We start from the raw sequence: 17,683 nt of genomic DNA on the forward strand, positions 1-17,683 counted from the left end.
CGGCGTTTCCAGCTGCCCGGTAGCCATCGGGCCGGAATACATTTTCCGCAACTCCATCTCCGGGCTGCACTACCGGAATGAAGCCGGTGACAATGAAGCCTTCAAGCTGGGAGACAGCTCCACCGGCCCTATCTACTTCTACCATAATTCTATATATGGTACGGAAGCCAGCGACGGCGCTGCCGCCACCAACGGCGGCCTGGCCAACGTGATTTCCCGCAATAACATCTATCATGTCGGCTGGTACGTGCTGGAGTTCGGGCACTATTCCGATGCCGTGAACTGTAACTTCGATTATGACAACCTATACACCACTTCTACGGAACGCTTCGTCAAATGGGGCGAAGCCAAGTACGCGAGCATCAGCGCCTTTGCTTCAGGCGCCGGACAGGAAACCCACGGTATGAGCATCAGCGCCACCAATGAATTTGTGGCAGCGGCCGGGGGCGATTTAAGCCTGATGGCTGACAGCCAGTTCATTGATAAAGGCGAGGTACTGCCGGGCTTCAACGACGCCAACTCGCCGTGGCCTTACAGCGGCGCGGCCCCTGACCTGGGCGCTTTCGAATTCGCCTCTGGGGGCTCATCCTCGAATAACGCGCCGGTGGCCGCCAACAATAACTACAGTATGGTAGGAAACACATCCCTTACCATAGCGGTACCGGGTATCCTGGCTAACGACACCGATGAAGACGGCGACACGCTAATGGCCGTCCTGGCCGGTATTCCCAGCCATGGCTCACTGATTTTGAACAGCGATGGCTCGTTTAACTACACGCCTACTTTCCGCTATTCAGGCACCGATACCTTTACTTATAAAGCCTATGACGGCAAATCCTATTCTCTCAGCGCCACCGTGACCATTACCGTCAACCCCGCGCCTAACGTAGCGGCGGTGGCGGCCAACGATGCCTTCACCACCAATAAAGATACCGCACTGGTCGTGTCCGCCCCGGGCGTGCTCACCAATGATAGTGATGACAACGGGGACGCCCTCACGACTATCCTAGTAAGCAATGTCAGTCACGGCGCGCTGGCGCTGAACAGCAGCGGTGCTTTCGTCTATAATCCTGCCTCCGGCTATACCGGCACGGACAGCTTTACCTACAAAGCCAACGACGGCAACACCAACTCCAACACCGCCACCGTAACCATAACGATTTTCGCGTCTTCATCTTCGGGGACGTTCGGCCTCAGCTCCGGCGATTCCTCCTGGGAACAGGATGCCTCCGTGCTAGATGCGATGAGATTCCAGAACACAGCCGGTACCGGTACCCTGTATAAACTCGAAGTACTGGTCAGCGATTCTTCCCCCACCGGTAAAATCAGGATGGGCGTCTATGCCGATAATAACGGTGTACCCGGCGCCCTGCTCCTGGATGCGGGCGAAGTCAACGCGGCCAACGGCTGGGTAGCTATCAGCGGCTTGAACTTACCGGTAACGAAGAACGCTTACTACTGGCTTTCTTTCATCATGGACAGTCCCAATACGGTGAAGGACCAGAATAATCAGGTAGTCTGTCATTACTGGACCTGGCCCGAATTCAACTACGGGCCTCTTCCCAGCGAGTTTAACTTGAGCCATTGTGACGCCAACGGCAGCCCTTATGTAATGCGGGCCACGGTTAATATCGGGGACGTCAGCTCTCCCGGTACGCCCACTCCACCCGTCAATACCACCCCGGTGGCGTTCAACGATGCTTACAGCACCAACAAAGACACCACGCTTACCGTGTCTGCTCCGGGCGTGCTGGCTAACGACAGCGACGCCAACGGCGACACCCTGACGGCCGCCCTGACCGGCGGTGTCAGCCACGGCACCCTGAGCTTCAACAGCAATGGCTCTTTCACCTACTCTCCGGCCAGCGGCTACACCGGCACGGACAGCTTTACCTATCAAGCCTATGACGGCACGGTAAATTCCAATACCGCCACGGTGACCATCACTATCAATGCTCCGGCCAACACCGCGCCGGTAGCGGTAAACGATACCTACAATACCAATAAAGATACCGCCCTCATCGTGCCCGCTCCTGGCGTCCTGGCTAATGATACCGATGCCAACGGAGATACCCTCACGACCGTCCTGGCGGGTAACGTCAGCCACGGTACGCTGGCGCTGAACAGCAGCGGTGCTTTCGTCTATAATCCTGCCTCCGGCTATACCGGCACGGACAGCTTTACCTACAAAGCCAATGACGGCAAGGTAAATTCCAATACCGTCACCGTAACCATTACCGTTAACACTCCGTCCAACACGGCGCCGGTAGCGGTAAACGATACCTACACGCTGGTTGAAAGCGGCGTCCTTACCATCTCTATTCCCGGCGTCCTGGCTAACGATAACGATGCCAACGGCGATACCATGACGGCCGTCCTGATTACGGATGTCAGCCATTGCAGCCTGACACTGAACAGCGACGGCTCGTTCGTATACACCTCATCAGAGGGGTACGTCGGCACGGACAGCTTTACCTATAAAGTAAGCGACGGCTCCGCCACGTCCAACACCGGTACGGTTACACTGATTATCACCGCGGCCCCGGTGACTCCTCCGGCCGGCGGAGTCACTTTCGGTCTGGACGCGGGCAACAGCTACTGGAGTCAACGGTCTGGCGTACTGGATACCATGAGATTCATGAACACTTCCGGCACCGGCACGCTGAACAAGCTGGAAGTCCTGTTCACGGATACCACCCCGAACGGCAAAGTAAGACTGGGCGTATATGCCGATAACAATGGCAAACCGGGCGCCCTGCTCCTGGATGCCGGTGAAGTCAATGCTGCCAACGGCTGGGTGTCTATCAGTGGACTTAACCTGCCGGTCACGCAGAATACCTACTACTGGCTGGCCTTCACCATGCAGAGCGGCAACGATGTCAGTGACATGATCGGGCAGTCCGGCGATTCACACTACTGGATAACATCGTCTTACGGAAGTCTCCCCTCTCAGTTTAACCTGAGCTGGGCCAGCAAGAACGATATCCCGTACGTAATGCGGGCCACGGTAAACGTCGGCAGCGGTGGCGGTGAAATCATTGTGAACACTCCGCCGTCAGCGGTGAATGACGCTTACAGCACCAATCAGAATACCGCCCTGGCAGTAGCTACACCGGGCGTGCTGGTTAACGATACCGATACCAATGGGGATATCCTGTCGGCTGTTCTGGTGACTAATGTCAGCCACGGCACGCTGGTATTGAACGCCAACGGCGCAGTCACCTATATACCCGCTTCCGGCTATACCGGCACGGACAGCTTTACCTACAGAGCCAATGACGGCGAGAATAACTCCAACACCGCCACGGTAACCATCATCGTTAGCGCGACGCCGGTTACTCCTCCGGCGGGCGGGGTTACTTTCGGCCTCAATTCAGGCAACAACTACTGGAGCCAGCGGTCCGGCATACTGGATGTTATGCGGTTCAAGAATACCGCCGGCACCGGCGTGCTGACCAAGCTGGAACTATTGTTCACGGATACCACGCCGACCGGGAAAGTCAGAATGGGCGTCTATGCCGATAATTACGGTAAACCGGGCGCCCTGCTCCTGGATGCCGGCGAAGTATCCGTAACCAACGGCTGGGTGTCCATCAGCGGACTGAACCTGCCGGTCACGCAAAACACTTACTACTGGCTGGCCTTCACCATGGACAGTGCTAACGATGTTAGCACCATGACCGGACAGGCCAGCAATTCCCACTACTGGATAACGTCCAGCTACGGAACGCTGCCGTCCCAGTTCAACACGCGCGTGGCCAGCCGGAACAGTGTTCCGTACGTAATGCGCGCCACGGTAGAAATAAGGTAATACGCTTTAGCTAAGCAGCCTAATAAATAAAGAGCCCCGGCAGGACTGGAGAAGCCGGGGCTCTTTATTTTGTGGTTATATAATACAAGCTCAAGAGTCTTTTTCCTCCCCCTTCCCACCAGGAAATCCCCCCGGTAAGCAGTCCATTCTTTCTGCGTAAGACACAAAGCGGTACGCTATTGCGTTAAAAGGGATTGTTACCGGGATGGGTGGGGGGGCCTATAATATGAGACGCCGGGGACCCGTCTTGGTGGAGCGGAGTATTTTCCGGACACTCTATACGGGGACTGTCAACAACCCCCGGCGAATGCGGTCAATCCTGGCGTGTCTCACGCCCTGCCATAAGGGACAAATGGGGAAACACTTGAGGATAATACCCGATTGGGGAACAGTGGCTGTCCGGTGAGGCGGCTGGAGATTAGCTAAACCGGCAGGGAGAAGCTGAAGATGCTGCCTCCCTGGAGCCGGTTCCTGGCCCAGATGCGGCCGCCGTGAGCTTCAACGGTGACTTTATTGATGTAAAGGCCCAGGCCCAGTCCCGGTACGGAGCGCGTTAACGGGCAGTCCACCCGGTAGAGCTTGTCAAAGACTCTTTCTCTTTCCGTGTCCGGGAAGCCTTCCCCGTTATCCATGACGCTGACGATTACCGCCGGCAGCTTAATTCTGGGGGCATCCGGGAAAAACCGGTCCAGTTCCTGCCCGTTGTTTAGCGGCATCACCTCAACCTCGATATCGCCGCCATTGGGGGAGTACTTCACGGCGTTGTCCAGCAGGTTATGCAGCACCTGTTCGATACTCTCCCGGTTGACGTTGATTTTGGGGATGGCGCCGCCGCGAGGGCGGAAGGTAATAATATGCTTGGTAGCCCGCTCCTGCGTCTCAGAACAGATCTTGCGGAGCAGGTCGGTAATCACCGTGGACTGCATGGACATGTTGCGCATCTCTTCCAGGCCGGTAATATAGCGCAGTTTTTCCAGCACAAAAACCAGCCGCTTGGTGGCGGTATCGATACCCTGCAGGTATTCTTCCCTCTGCTTTTCCGTAATAAAGTCGTTGAACCGCCGCAGGGTGGAGGTATAACCCTTAATCAGGGTGATGGGTGAAAATACATCATGCCACAGGACTTTGATGGCATCTCTGTTCAGCTCATTCCGGTCCCGGGTATGGGCGGCCTTGTCATAGAGCACAGGGATGCCGTCCCGGTCTTTATAAATGTTCAGACGGCCGGCGACCGTTTCCGCTTTCTTGCCGGCGGGCGGTTTCAACGCGGGGTCGCTGTTGAACAACGGCTTCTTCGCCCCTTCATTTTCAGAAGGTGTGTTTTTAGTACCGCTGCTGTTTTTGTTAACTGAAGCTGGGCGTCTTGTCATCCTGTTGGTCTCCTGTAATATGCTCCAGCTCATCATTATTAAAAGCGAAGCGGTAGCCCACCCCCCGCTCGGTGAGAATCAGCTGCGGGTTGTGCGGATTGGCTTCTATTTTCTGCCGTAAGTACCTGATGTACAATTTTACAAAAGAGTTGTCCCCGATGTAGTTGGGCCCCCAGCCCTTTTCCAGGAGCTGGTCATGGGTAACTATCCAGCCGCGGTTCTTTATCAGGCAGGCCAGAACCCGGAACTCGGTGGGAGAAAGCTTAACGCGCTTGCCCCGGACCCACACCTGGCGGCTCTGCCAGTCTATTTCCAGCTCGCCGTTGTGGAAGGAACTCTTCTCGGTGCTGAACGTATCATTGGCGGTCCGGCGCAGGACTGCCTGGACGCGGGCGATAAGCTCGGAAAACTCAACCGGCTTGGGAATATAGTCGTCGGCGCCCAGCCCGAACCCTTTAATGCGGTCGTTCTTGTCCGCCCTGACGGTTACCATCAATACCGGGATATCACTCATTTCCCTAATGCGGCGGCACACCTCCCAGCCGTCCATCTTGGGCATCATGGCATCCAAGAGGACCAGGTTGGGACGGGTGCTGAAAACGCGGCGCATACCCTCGGCGCCGTCCACGGAAACCAGGACTTCATAACCGGCTTTCTGCAGCCAGGTCTGAGCGAGCTTGGCGTATTCCGCATCATCATCAATTATTAAAATCTTACCTTTTATGTTCATGGTGGTTAGTCTCCTGTCCGGTGTTCTAAAGGTTCTCCGATAAAAATGATAATTTCCCAACAGGTTAGAGTCAACATTACCATTCTTACCTTTTCCTACATATTTATACTTTTTTATCTTTTTTAGGCAACCGAAATTTATTCTAAACCTTATTTTATATAAGAGTCAACCTAACAATCCCTACTTTTTCTCACCCGTTTTATGCTCAATTCATATTATTTTGAGTACAAATTGATTATAAAAGTTTTTTTGTATAGGAATCATAAATATCACCTTAAAAAATATAAAAAATCCGTTACGGTTACATTGCATATATATAAATAATGGTAACAATTGCTAACATTTACCACATTAATTTGATACAAATTTCATACATCCGGTGAAAATAACGCGGCGGACGTTTTTCTAACCCTTTTCTAACGGGCCTCAGACAACGTTCTAACTGGCAACTTTTATGATTTTCATATGACATGCTTAATAACCAGCAAAGCGCCCCTTAAACAAAAGCACGTCCGGACCGCTGGAAATATGCCGGTGAGATTTGATTTTTCCACGATTAAATCATGCCGGACCGGTAGCGGCGTCTCCCGCGGGGAGGGAATTAACGGGCAGGCGGCGGCGCCAATGAAACCAGCCGCTTTAATATTGAGATAACAGTGCCTCTGGCGCGGTTACATATCCTATGAAAGAGACGATAAAAAGAGATGAATGTATTAGTTGAACTGCTGAACCAGCTTCAATTAACCAATGAGATAAATAGCCTCATCGAAAAGTCCAAGACTTTCGCCGCTATTTATCTGGACATCGATATCCAGAAGGGATGTACTCCGGCCAATGACTATTCCCAGGATGAACAGGTTATCCAACTCCTGGCGGACATAACCCGGGAGGCGGTCAAGCAACACGGCAACGAGGACAATTTGATAGGCTATCCCGGCGGGGACAACCTGATGGTGGTCACCACCGTCCCGAAGGTAAGGACTTTGTGCCGCCGGATTCTTTCGGAATTCGACCTGCGCGTCAAGAGCCTCTACCCCGGTAAAAAACAGGTCAAAGGAAACGACGCCGGGGATGATGAAGCGGAAATAGAGAACCAGTCCCCTGCCGTAATCCTGCGGGCGGTGGCGGTAACCAGTGAAAACTGCATTTTCCAGAACCACCTGGACGTTATCAGCGCCGCTGAAGAACAACTGGCCCGTTTACGCAAATACCCGGGGCTCCGGTCTTACTTCGACCTCAAGAAAAGTGACATCCCGGCGGACAGCAGCGGCTTCCCCACCAGTATCGTCCCGGGGCAGCAGGAAGAAATCCGGACGCTGCAAGGGGTGATAAACTGGCTCACCCGCCTGATGAAAGACATCAAAAATCCCCTCACCACCCTGGAAGAGTCCATCAAAAGCCTGGAGGCGGCACAGGAAAAAACCAGCCAGGCCGCCCGGCAGTCCTTCGTAAACACCATAAGGGAAAGCGCCAGCCGGCTGGATAACATTGTGGAGATGACGGAAAGCATCATCTTAACGACTTTACCCCCGGTACGCACCGTACCGGAAGAAATAAACCTTAAAGACTACCTGGACTGGGTCTGCGAGCAGGTAAAATTCCAGGCGGAGAAGCGGAATATTACCATATCTATACAGGTGGCCGACGATATTGAAAAGCTCCACCTGGACGGCAAGAGCCTGGCCCAGAGCTTACTATATCTTATCGAAGGCGAAGTGCAATCGGCCGACTACAAAGACAAATTATATATCAAGGTATCCGCCCCGGCCGGCCAAAGCATCAACATAGAAATATCCAACCCCAACCGCCAGGTCCCCCAGCAGGTAATCGACCAGCTGCTCCAGGGACAGCCGGTTAGCAGCTCTCATGATATCCGGCTAAGCCGCATCTACCTGGCTAAAATCCTGGTACAGGGACTGGACGGCAACCTGGAAGTTTCCAGTGAAAACGGACAGGGGATTACCTACACCATTATTATTCCTCAAAGCTGGCAGGGCTCCATGCAGGAGGTCAATGCCTTGGTGCTGGCCACGGATATCAGCCGGAAACACGCCCGGGCGGAGATAAAAAAACTGCAAAACCTCGCCGCCTCGCTTAACGGCGACCTGCCGGAAAATGTTCTCAATTGCTTTGACACTCTACGCCACCGCGTGCAGGAGCTGGGGATACTGTGTAACCGCTCGCTGTACCTGGTGGAGGAATACAGAAGCCAGATGGAAGTGCGCCAGGACGGCTGGCTCCAGCGGGAAATAGAACAGGTGCACACCGTGGAAGCCCTGGTAGGCATGTGCGAGGAGATTGCCCGGCCGTTGGCGTCCGGACGTCTCTTCGATTTCGATAGCGCCTCCCGCGTGGCCAGGAACGCCCTGGCGGTAGCCACGGAATTCAAGCTTTCCCTGGATGAACGCCAGGCCCTCTGGCACGCCTCTCTGCTTAAAGACCTGGGGCTGGTGCTATCCACCCGTGCGCTGGTGGATCATGGTTACGTTGCCACCGCCGGGGAAGCCAATGCCGTTAAAGCCCGCTTTAAGCCGGTATGGAAAGCCTTTTCCGCAATCGACTTTATGAAAACACCGCTGGCGCTGATTTCTTACAGCTATGAAAAATACGACGATGGCGCCTGCCCGTCCGGCGGCAACGTCACGGAAATCCCGCTGGGAGCGAGGATACTGGCCGTCGTGCGGGCTTTTGACGCGCTGACCTCCAGCCAGACACCTCCCGGGACCAAAGCCCCTAAAATGGCTTTACAGGAGATTGTCCGCGGCTCGGGGACGATTTATGACCCGGATGTCATTAACGCTTTCCTATTATATGGCAGAGACAGAAATTATTTTAAACCCCAGTCAAATCCCGTCAGGAGGAATGTATCTTGAGTAACATAAGTATCATCGGGGCTGGTTACGTCGGTCTCGTTTCAGCCGTCGGCTTTGCCGAGCTCGGCCACAAAGTAAATTTGCTGGAGATAGCCAGCGCCAGGCTGAACGCCCTGGAACGCGATGAAATGCCAATTATGGAGCCGGGTCTGGCGGAGCTCTGGAAGCGCCACCACGCCACAGGCAGGATAACTCTCACCAATAATCCCATGCGGGGACTACTGGACTCCACCTTCGTTTTTATAGCGGTCGGCACGCCTTCAGCCCGCAGCGGCAAACCGGACCTGAGAGCGCTGCGCAGCGCCGTCAGGGGCATCGCGGAAACCGCCAGCGGCCCGCTGATTGTCGTGGTAAAGAGCACGGTGCCGGTAGGCACGGCGCAGACGGTAGAGGAAATACTCATCAGGCACGGCCGAAACGGCTACAGCTTCCCGGTGGTCTCCAATCCGGAGTTCCTGCGGGAAGGGGCGGCGGTTTACGACTTCTTCCATCCCAGCCGGGTGGTTGTCGGGGCATCCGATGAGGCGGCGGCTAAAGCGGTGGCGGAGTTGTACCAATCCCTGGAAGCGCCGCTGGTCATGTGCGATAACCGCACCGCGGAGCTGTCCAAGTATGTTTCCAACGTCTTCCTGGCGGCCAGGGTGAGCTTCATGAACGAGATGGCGCTCCTCTGTGACGAGTGTGATGTAGATGTGGTAAAAGTCTCCCAGATAATGGGGCTGGACCCGCGCTTCGGCGCCGGATATCTTAACGCCGGCCTGGGCTGGGGCGGCAGCTGCCTGCCCAAGGACGTCAAAGGGCTTATCCACATGGCCAAGAAACGCGGCCTGCACCTGCGCCTGACCAAGGCGGTGCAGCAGATAAATGATAATCAACCGCTGGTAGCGGTGCGTAAACTCGGGCGGCTGCTGGGCCACCTTGAAGGAAAAACAGTAGGCGTACTCGGGCTTTCTTTCAAACCCGGCTCCGATGACATGCGGGAGACGCGCGCGCTGCTGGTTATTTCCCACCTCCTGGACCAGGGGTGCCGGGTCAAAGCCTGCGACCCCGTAGTGGCGGAGAAAGCGGCCAGGCTGCTGCCCGGCGTGGATTGCTGCCGTGACCCTTATGAACTGGCCAAAGGGTGTGACGCCCTGGTGCTGGTGACCGAGTGGGACGAGTTCAAAGAGCTTGACCTGGCCAGGCTGGCCGGTCTGATGAAGCAGCCTGTCATCGTGGACGGCCGCAATGCCTTCGATGTCGAGAAGATGAAAAAGGCCGGGTTTATATATGAAGGCATCGGCCGCGGCAAGTTCGGCGCTAAAGAGTCGGCAAAATACGCCGTTGACCTGGAAAAAAGCCGGGAGCCGGCTTTCAGCAGGGACACCTTATGACCGAGAGACCCGCGGCAGTCCCCGTTCGGAGCCTGCCGTTTCTAACCTAAAAATTACACATATCTAACCATTTTTTCTCTCGGCGAGGACTAATATCAAGAGTAGCAATTACTTAAACATCAGGAGAACAGGTAAACGAATTACAGGTGATAAAAGAATGCAAGTAGCAAATATCAAGACGAATATTATAGAGAAAGCCGAAACGGACACCTGCCGGAAAAGCCGCGAAGCCGCGGCTACCGTCAGCGCTAAGGCGAACAAGAAAGTCCGGCCGTTTTCCTACCGGTTCTGGAAAAACATCATGGACCGGTTCCTGGCCCTGGCCGGGATTATCGTGGCTGCTCCGGTGATGGGCATTATCGCCCTGATTATTAAGTTCGATTCAAAAGGGAGCGCGATATACCGCCGCGAGCAGGTAGGCGAAAACGGTGATTACTTTACCGCTTTCAAGTTCCGCACCATGACAGAAAATAACGACGACAGCGTGTACCGGGAGTACATGGCGCGCTACATTAAGGAAGGCGTGCCCTACGCCATCGACGAGGAAGGGAAACCCGTCTATAAAGTCATAAACGACACGCGGGTGACCCGGTTCGGCGCGCTACTGCGCAAGACCAACCTGGACGAGCTCCCCCAGTTGTTTAACATCCTGAGGGGGGAAATGTCCTGGGTGGGGCCGCGGCCGGACGTGCCCCTGGCCGTCTCCATGTACCAGGCCTGGCATATGAAAAGGCTGGCCATCAGGCCCGGACTTACCGGTCTGTGGCAGGTCAGCGGCCGCAAGAATTTGAACTTCCAGGACATGGTGCGGCTGGACATCGAATATATCAGGAAGCAGTCACTGCTTCTGGACGCCAAGATATTTTTACTAACGGTAGTTACCATTCTCAAGAGAGACGGCAGCTAACGATAAGGAAGGAGACAGGTATGGTTAAAGTAGGGGTTGTTGGGTGCGGCTATTGGGGGCCGAAGCATATAAGAGTATGCAATGAGACGACTGAGGCCAGGTTGACCACTGTCTGTGATGTTGACGAGAAAAAACTCCAGCAGGTGCGGGCACAGTATCCCAATGTAAAGGTCACATCAAATTACGATGAGTTCCTGAATGATGTCGAAGCCGTAGTGATAGCTACGCCGGTAAATACTCATTATGACCTGGCGAAGAAAGCGCTGCTCCAGGACAAGCATGTTTTGATAGAGAAGCCGATGACGTTCAACAGCCGCGAGGCGCTGGACCTTATCGAAGTGGCGGATAAACGGGAACTGGTGTTGATGGTGGGACACACCTACCAGTATCACCCGGCCGTTGACCTCCTGGTGGACATCGTGAAAAAGGGCGAACTGGGTGAGATTTACAGCATAGACTCGGACCGGCTCAACCTGGGCTTATACCGGCCGGACGTTAACGTGTTGTGGGATCTGGCCCCGCATGATATCAGCATCATGCTCATGCTGCTGGACCAGGAACCGATTTCCGTAAGCGCCCGCGGCGCCCACCGGGCCGGCGGCGATGTTTACGACGTAGCTTACCTGGAAATCCTTTTCGCCAACGGCGTCATGGGCAACCTGCACGTCAGCTGGCTGCACCCCCGCAAGATACGGCAGATGACCGTAGTCGGCAGCCTGAAAATGGCCGTCTATGATGATGTCTCCGAATCTGAAAAAATACAGATTTATGACAAGGGTCTGGTGATTAACGGTAACTGTCACCTCAACGGTAACGGTAATGGTAATGGTAATGGGAATGGGAACGGCAACGGCCTCAACAAATTTTCCGCCTGGCCGCCCAACTACCGCTACGGCAACATCGTTATCCCGTTCGTCTCCGGCGCCGAGCCGCTCAAAATACAGTGCACCAACTTCATCAACTGCATCAGGGAAAACAAAGTGCCCAAGAGTGACGGCTGGATGGGCCTCAAGGTAACCGGCATCCTGGAAGCCGCGGACCTGTCCCTTTCACATGACGGGCAGAGAGTAAAGCTGGATGCGGCGCTGGTGGGCATCGTTTAAGTCGAATCAAGTCTGGGGAACATACTTGTAGAGGACTACAAAAAAGATATGGAAAAAACAATAAAGTCACCAATAGATCTGACCGCAGCGGATGAAATCATCCTGCAAATGCATGATGACGCGGTAATAGATGACGGCGTCACCCTGGGCTACGAGCCCAGCCGCAAGGTAGACCGCTACCTGTCCATCGGCCCGGGGGCGCGTATCAGGCAGGGCACCATCATCTACCGGGGCAGCCGCATCGGCGCCAACCTGGAGACCGGGCATAACGTGCTCATCCGGGAAGAAAACGAAATCGGAGATAATTTCCGCATCTGGAACAACTCCGTGGTGGACTACGGCTGCCACATCGGCAATAACGTGAAAATTCATAACAAGGTATATATCGGCCAGTTCAGCATCATCGAGGATGATGTTTTTATCGCTCCCGGGGCAACCTTCGCCAATGACATGCATCCCGGCTGCCCCAACTCTCACGAGTGCATGCGCGGCCCGCATATCAAGAAGGGCGCCCAGATAGGCATCAACAGCACCCTGTTACCCCGTGTCATCATCGGGGAGAGGAGCTTAGTCGGAGCCGGCAGCGTGGTCACCAAAGACGTTCCGGACGGGGTTGTCGTCTATGGTAACCCGGCCCACGTGGTATGCAAAATCGAAGACCTGACCTGTACTTCAGGCCTCAGGGATAAACCCTATCCTAATGTGATTTTTGGAGGCATGAATGACTGTTCCATTAGTTGATCTGAAAAAACAATATCAAGAAATCAAGAAGGACGTTCTTGATGAAATAAGCCTGGCACTGGATGGCATGCAGCTGTTCCTGGGCAAAAATGTGCAGGCGGTGGAAACAAGTTACGCCGCGTTCTGCGGGACCAAGTACGCCATCGGCGTGGGTTCGGGGACGGACGCTCTCCACATCGCCCTGCGCGCCTGCGGCATCGGCCCCGGGGACGAGGTCATCACCGTGGCGCATACTTTTATCGCGACCGTCGAGGCGATTATACTTGCCGGCGCCAAACCGGTGCTGGTTGACATCGACCCCGAGACCTGCAACATAGACCCCGCCGAGGTAGCGAAAAAGATTACCAAAAAGACCAGGGCCATCCTCCCGGTGCACCTCTACGGGCACCCGGCGGATATGGACCCCATCAAGGAGCTGGCCAAATTGCACAAGCTCTGGGTGATAGAAGACTCCTGCCAGGCGCACGGGGCAGAATACAAAGGGCAGCGCACCGGCTCGCTGGGGGACATTGGCTGTTTCAGCTTCTATTTCACCAAGAACCTGGGCGGTTACGGGGAGGGCGGCATCATCACCACCTCCAACCCGGATTTAGCCGCCAAGTGCCGCATGATACGCGACCATGGTCAGAATGCCAAGTACTACCACCAGACCATGGGCGTCAACGGCCGGCTCGATGAGATACAGGCCGCCGTACTGAAAATCAAGCTGCGCCATCTCGATGACTGGACGGAGATGCGGCGGAACAACGCCCAAATCTACCGGGAATACCTGCCGTCATCCGTGGCGCTGCCAGGCGAGATGCCCTGGGCGAAGCACGTTTACCATCTCTTTGTGATAAAGACGCCGGAACGTGACGGCCTTAAGTCCTGGCTGGAGCAAAAGGGAATAGCCACCGGCATGCATTACCCGGTGCCCATTCATTTGCAGGAAGCCTGGCGTGAATACGGCGGCGAAGATATTTACCTGCCGGTCACGGAAAAAATAACCAAGGAAATTCTTTCCCTCCCAATGTACCCGGAATTGAGTGAGGGGGAAATACAATATATTTGCGGCTGTGTCCGAGAGTTCAGTGAATCCAGATCAAAAGTGGAGGTTCTACGCTAGCTACAGTGCCAACAAAGCTATCAATCTCTTGATAGATTGACAAACAGGCGGAGGTGAATTCAATGTTAAAAACTCGCAATGGTAAGGAAACCCAGGAAACTAAACAAGAACCCAAGCTAAAACCCGAGGATAAATCTCGTCAGGAAGCCGAAGCCGCCCAGGCAAAAGCCAAACAGGAAAAAGCGGCAGCCAAGATGGTCAAAGAAGCAGCTGCCCGGGCCCAAAAAGAGGCTGAGGCAATCGCCAAAGAGCGGGCCAGGCAGGAAAAAACAGCCGCCCGCGAGCGAGCTCTACAGGCGAAAAAGGCAGAGAAAACGGCTAAAATAGCCGCTGCCTGGGTCAAGAAAGAGCTTGCGGCTGACGCCAAGAGAAAGGCGAAGCAGGAAGCTGAAGCAGCCAATATGAAAGCCAAAGAGGGAAAAGAGGTTGTTCAGAAGGCGCAATTAGCTGCCGCCGCGGCGAAAAAAGAAGCCGAGGCAATCGCCCGGAAGAAAGCGCAGGAAGAAGCTGAAGCCGTGAAAAAGTCCCAACAGGCTGCCGAAGAAAATAGAAAAGCGGTTGAAGCAATCGCCAAAGAAAAGGCCAGAAAGGAAGCCGAAGCCGTGAAAGAATCACAGATGGCGGCCGCCGCGGCCAGGAAAGAAGCCGAGGCGCTGGCCAGAGAAAAAACCAGGCAGGAAGCCGAGGCTTTGAAAGAAGCACAGATGGCAGCTGCCACGGCCAAGAAAGAAGCCGAGGAACTGGCCAGAGAGAAAGCCAGGCAGGAAGCCGAAGCCCTGAAACAGGCGCAGCAGGCCACCGCCCTGGCCAAGAAAGAAGCCGAGGAATCGGCCAAAGAAAAAGCCAAACAGGAAGCCGAGGCTCTAAAGCAATCGCGGCAGGCCGCCGCCATGGCTATTAGAGAAGCCGAGGCAATCGCCAGGGAAAAGCCGCCGCAAAGAATAGAGCCGGTTGTCAAGGCTGAAGCGGCTACCACCTGGGTTAAAAAGGAAACAGTGACCAGGGCCACCCGCATTCCGTTTTTCAGCGGGCGTTCCATCATGGTCATGCTGGTCGGTCTCATCATCGGCACGGGGCTGGGCCTCGGGTACTGGATTTACAACCCGTTCGCCTCCAGCCCGACGACCGAGACCACCCAACCCAGCGGACTGCAGCTGGTCGGCTTGCCTTCCGATGTCCCCTGGTCAAGCCAGGTCAAAGTGCAGATGGTAAATCCGGGCTCATCTTATGTGAACCTTAGAGACCTGGCCAGCACCGGGCAGTATTATGCCGCCAAAGCCAGCTCTCTCCCCTTCCTGCAGTTCTTGAGTGATGCACTGAAAACGGACGCACCGCAATATAATCACACCGTGGACGAACTCGACCAGATGATTACGGCGACCATCGATACTACCAGTGAACAGCCGACGATGATAATCACCACTACCGCCGCCACGACCGAAGAGGCATCGTTCTTCTCTACTTACCTGCCGGGCGTGTTCACCCAATACCTGATTGCAGAAGAGGGCAACAAGCAGCAGCAGGCATACACGGATGTTTCCGATAAAATACAGCAGGTCAAGGCAGCGCTGGTAACAGCCACCGATGAACTTAACACCATCAAACAGCAGTCCGGCCTGGTCGACTTTAATAACGACCCCGTTTACGTGGCGCTGACCGCTAAAATCAGTGCGCTCGAGACCCAGCTGAATTACCAGGCCACCACGCTGGCTGCCAATATAGAGGTTTCCGGCGCTTCCGGACAAACGGTCCAGGCGTCCATCGACCAAACCATACAGCAGAGAGACAACATCGTTGCCGCTCTCTCGGCGGCTGAAGCCCAGCTCAACGCTCTCGCCCTGCAAATCACCCTGTCTGATGACGGCACCTTTAACACGGAACTGGTCCAGCTTAACGCCAAGGTTAGCGCCCTGGAGATAGAGCTTAACAGATTGATGGTCGGCGATGCCACCACGGTGGGCCTGGTTACCATGATTGCCCAGGGCATGACCGAAAGCGATCCCCAGTACGCCACCGCCTTAAACCTGATTAACCAGACCAGTGAATCACTGGTGAAAGCCAGGCAGGATGTTGCCGTACTGCAGAGCAGGATTACCGATTCTACGGACCTGGTATTATCCCAGGACTACCTGTTAGCCCAGGCCAAGGTCGATAATCTCAGGGCGCAGCTATCCGATACCACCAATAAACTGGCTTCACTGACGCTCCAGAGCACTGCCGGACTCGGCCAGTTGACCCTCCAGCAGTCATTCGACCTGACCAGTGTCGCCCTGACGGACGCCAGGTCTCAGCTGGCGGAGCTGGAAAGCAGCCATGCTAACAGTGCCTACGTATCAGCGGACCTGGATTACCAGCTGGCCCAGGCCAAGGTTGATACGCTCACCAGCCAGCTCGGATCATTGACCGCATCTATGACAGCGCTGGTTGCCAGTGACGTCGACACGGTGGGCATCACCGATTCTCTGGTGGCGGGCAATCCCTCCATACCGGTGCCGGTACTGCCGGAGAAGATACGCATGCGCAACGCTCTGATGATCGGCGCCATACTCGGTATCGTGCTGGCATGGGGCATCCTTAACTGGAAGTGGATACGCAAGTCGGTTTTCGCCAAACCCGCTATCGCGGAAAAGGAAGATGAACTATGAAGGAAATAATACTGGTTACCGGGGCAGCCGGTTTCATCGGGTCTCACGTGGTAGAGCATCTCATTAACCTCGGCTATACCGTGGTAGGGTTGGATAACTTCGATAACTTCTACGACCCCGCCATCAAACGTGAAAATATCCGGAACCTGGACGGGAAAAACGGGTGCCGCATCATCGAAGGCGACATTCGGGACTCTGTCCTGTTAACCAGTATTTTCCAGGAAAACAAGGTTAGTATGGTAGTCCACCTGGCCGCCAGGGCGGGAGTGAGACCCTCTCTGCAAAAGCCGCTCTTCTACGAAAATAATAACGTAGGCGGGACGATTAACCTGCTCGAGCTCAGCCGTGAACACAGCGTGAAGAGATTTATCTTCGCTTCCTCCTCATCCGTTTACGGTGTGGATGCCCGGGTACCGTTCCGGGAGGATGCCAAAGTGGACTACCCCGCTTCCCCTTACGCCGCCTCCAAGGCCGCCGCGGAGCTTTTCTGCCGCACCTACAGCCACCTCTATGACCTGCCGGTAACCGCGCTAAGGTTCTTTACCGTGTACGGACCGCGCCAGAGGCCGGAGATGGCCATCCACCTGTTCACCAGGAAGATAGCAGCGGGGCAGGATATATCCGTTTTGGGGGACGGGACTTCTAAACGCGACTATACCTATATCGACGATATTGCGGACGGCATCATGCGGGCGCTGTTCTCCACCAGCCGGGGATTTGAAATTTACAACCTGGGGAACTCGCACCCGATAGCCCTGAAATACCTGATTGAGCTGATTGAAAAATCACTGGGCAAGAAAGCCGTCATCAGGCAGCTACCCGAACAGCCCGGTGATGTCCCGATAACTTTCGCGGATATCACCAAGGCCGGGAAGGACCTGGGCTACCGTCCGGTAACGACCATCGAAGAAGGAATTGAACTTTTTACCCGGTGGTACTTGAAGTCGGCCACCAACACGGAGAGTAATCTTATCAAGAGTGTTCGTTAATATGGTCCAGAAATCAGTTTGTATTGTAACGGAGAA

General features: G+C 54.9%; 11 protein-coding genes. 9 read left to right on the forward strand and 2 right to left on the reverse strand.

The window, feature by feature from the left end:
* Positions 1-3,811, forward strand: a 3,811-nt coding sequence (locus WC370_06010) for an Ig-like domain-containing protein (GenBank protein ID MFA5309024.1), incomplete at its 5' end; no start/stop codon positions are given.
* Positions 3,812-4,233: 422 nt separating this feature from the next.
* Here the strand turns inward: WC370_06010 and WC370_06015 are convergent.
* Entirely contained in the window at positions 4,234-5,097 is an 864-nt protein-coding gene (locus tag WC370_06015) for an ATP-binding protein (GenBank protein ID MFA5309025.1), read from the reverse strand.
* A gap of 58 nt (positions 5,098-5,155) precedes the next feature.
* Entirely contained in the window at positions 5,156-5,911 is a 756-nt protein-coding gene (locus WC370_06020; GenBank protein ID MFA5309026.1) for a response regulator transcription factor, read from the reverse strand.
* 704 nt (positions 5,912-6,615) lie between these two features.
* Here WC370_06020 and WC370_06025 point away from each other — a divergent pair.
* The 8 genes from WC370_06025 (at position 6,616) to WC370_06060 (ending at position 17,647) form a co-directional block, all read left to right on the forward strand.
* On the forward strand, positions 6,616-8,784 hold the full coding sequence (locus WC370_06025) for an HD domain-containing phosphohydrolase (GenBank protein ID MFA5309027.1): 2,169 nt from the start codon (positions 6,616-6,618) through the stop codon (positions 8,782-8,784).
* Complete coding sequence (locus WC370_06030; GenBank protein ID MFA5309028.1) at positions 8,781-10,157, forward strand: UDP-glucose/GDP-mannose dehydrogenase family protein; 1,377 nt, start codon at positions 8,781-8,783, stop codon at positions 10,155-10,157. Before WC370_06025 ends, WC370_06030 begins: the two co-directional genes overlap by 4 nt.
* A 157-nt stretch (positions 10,158-10,314) precedes the next feature.
* Complete coding sequence (locus tag WC370_06035; GenBank protein MFA5309029.1) at positions 10,315-11,064, forward strand: sugar transferase; 750 nt, start codon at positions 10,315-10,317, stop codon at positions 11,062-11,064.
* Positions 11,065-11,084: 20 nt separating this feature from the next.
* Positions 11,085-12,167, forward strand: coding sequence for a Gfo/Idh/MocA family oxidoreductase (locus tag WC370_06040; GenBank protein ID MFA5309030.1), 1,083 nt, complete (start codon positions 11,085-11,087; stop codon positions 12,165-12,167).
* A 48-nt stretch (positions 12,168-12,215) separates the two neighbouring features.
* Positions 12,216-12,908: a hypothetical protein gene (locus tag WC370_06045; GenBank protein ID MFA5309031.1), complete on the forward strand. Its 693-nt coding sequence runs from the start codon at positions 12,216-12,218 to the stop codon at positions 12,906-12,908.
* Complete coding sequence (locus WC370_06050; GenBank protein MFA5309032.1) at positions 12,889-14,013, forward strand: DegT/DnrJ/EryC1/StrS family aminotransferase; 1,125 nt, start codon at positions 12,889-12,891, stop codon at positions 14,011-14,013. Before WC370_06045 ends, WC370_06050 begins: the two co-directional genes overlap by 20 nt.
* A 62-nt stretch (positions 14,014-14,075) precedes the next feature.
* Positions 14,076-16,658 carry a hypothetical protein gene (locus WC370_06055; GenBank protein MFA5309033.1) on the forward strand — a complete coding sequence of 861 codons (2,583 nt, stop codon included), beginning with the start codon at positions 14,076-14,078 and terminating at the stop codon, positions 16,656-16,658.
* On the forward strand, positions 16,655-17,647 hold the full coding sequence (locus tag WC370_06060; protein MFA5309034.1) for a GDP-mannose 4,6-dehydratase: 993 nt from the start codon (positions 16,655-16,657) through the stop codon (positions 17,645-17,647). The genes WC370_06055 and WC370_06060 overlap by 4 nt, the downstream gene beginning before the upstream one ends.
* Positions 17,648-17,683: the final 36 nt, after the last annotated feature.

This window comes from Dehalococcoidales bacterium, assembly GCA_041652735.1.
Lineage (GTDB): Bacteria > Chloroflexota > Dehalococcoidia > Dehalococcoidales > RBG-16-60-22 > RBG-13-51-18.

Excerpts from the sequence above, each read along its gene's own strand:
- WC370_06020 (MFA5309026.1), bottom strand. The coding sequence starts at position 5,911 with ATGAACATAAAAGGTAAGATTTTAATAATTGATGATGATGCGGAATAC.
- WC370_06025 (MFA5309027.1), top strand. The coding sequence starts at position 6,616 with ATGAATGTATTAGTTGAACTGCTGAACCAGCTTCAATTAACCAATGAG.
- WC370_06035 (MFA5309029.1), top strand. The coding sequence starts at position 10,315 with ATGCAAGTAGCAAATATCAAGACGAATATTATAGAGAAAGCCGAAACG.
- WC370_06040 (MFA5309030.1), top strand. The coding sequence starts at position 11,085 with ATGGTTAAAGTAGGGGTTGTTGGGTGCGGCTATTGGGGGCCGAAGCAT.
- WC370_06045 (MFA5309031.1), top strand. The coding sequence starts at position 12,216 with ATGGAAAAAACAATAAAGTCACCAATAGATCTGACCGCAGCGGATGAA.
- WC370_06050 (MFA5309032.1), top strand. The coding sequence starts at position 12,889 with ATGACTGTTCCATTAGTTGATCTGAAAAAACAATATCAAGAAATCAAG.
- WC370_06055 (MFA5309033.1), top strand. The coding sequence starts at position 14,076 with ATGTTAAAAACTCGCAATGGTAAGGAAACCCAGGAAACTAAACAAGAA.
- WC370_06060 (MFA5309034.1), top strand. The coding sequence starts at position 16,655 with ATGAAGGAAATAATACTGGTTACCGGGGCAGCCGGTTTCATCGGGTCT.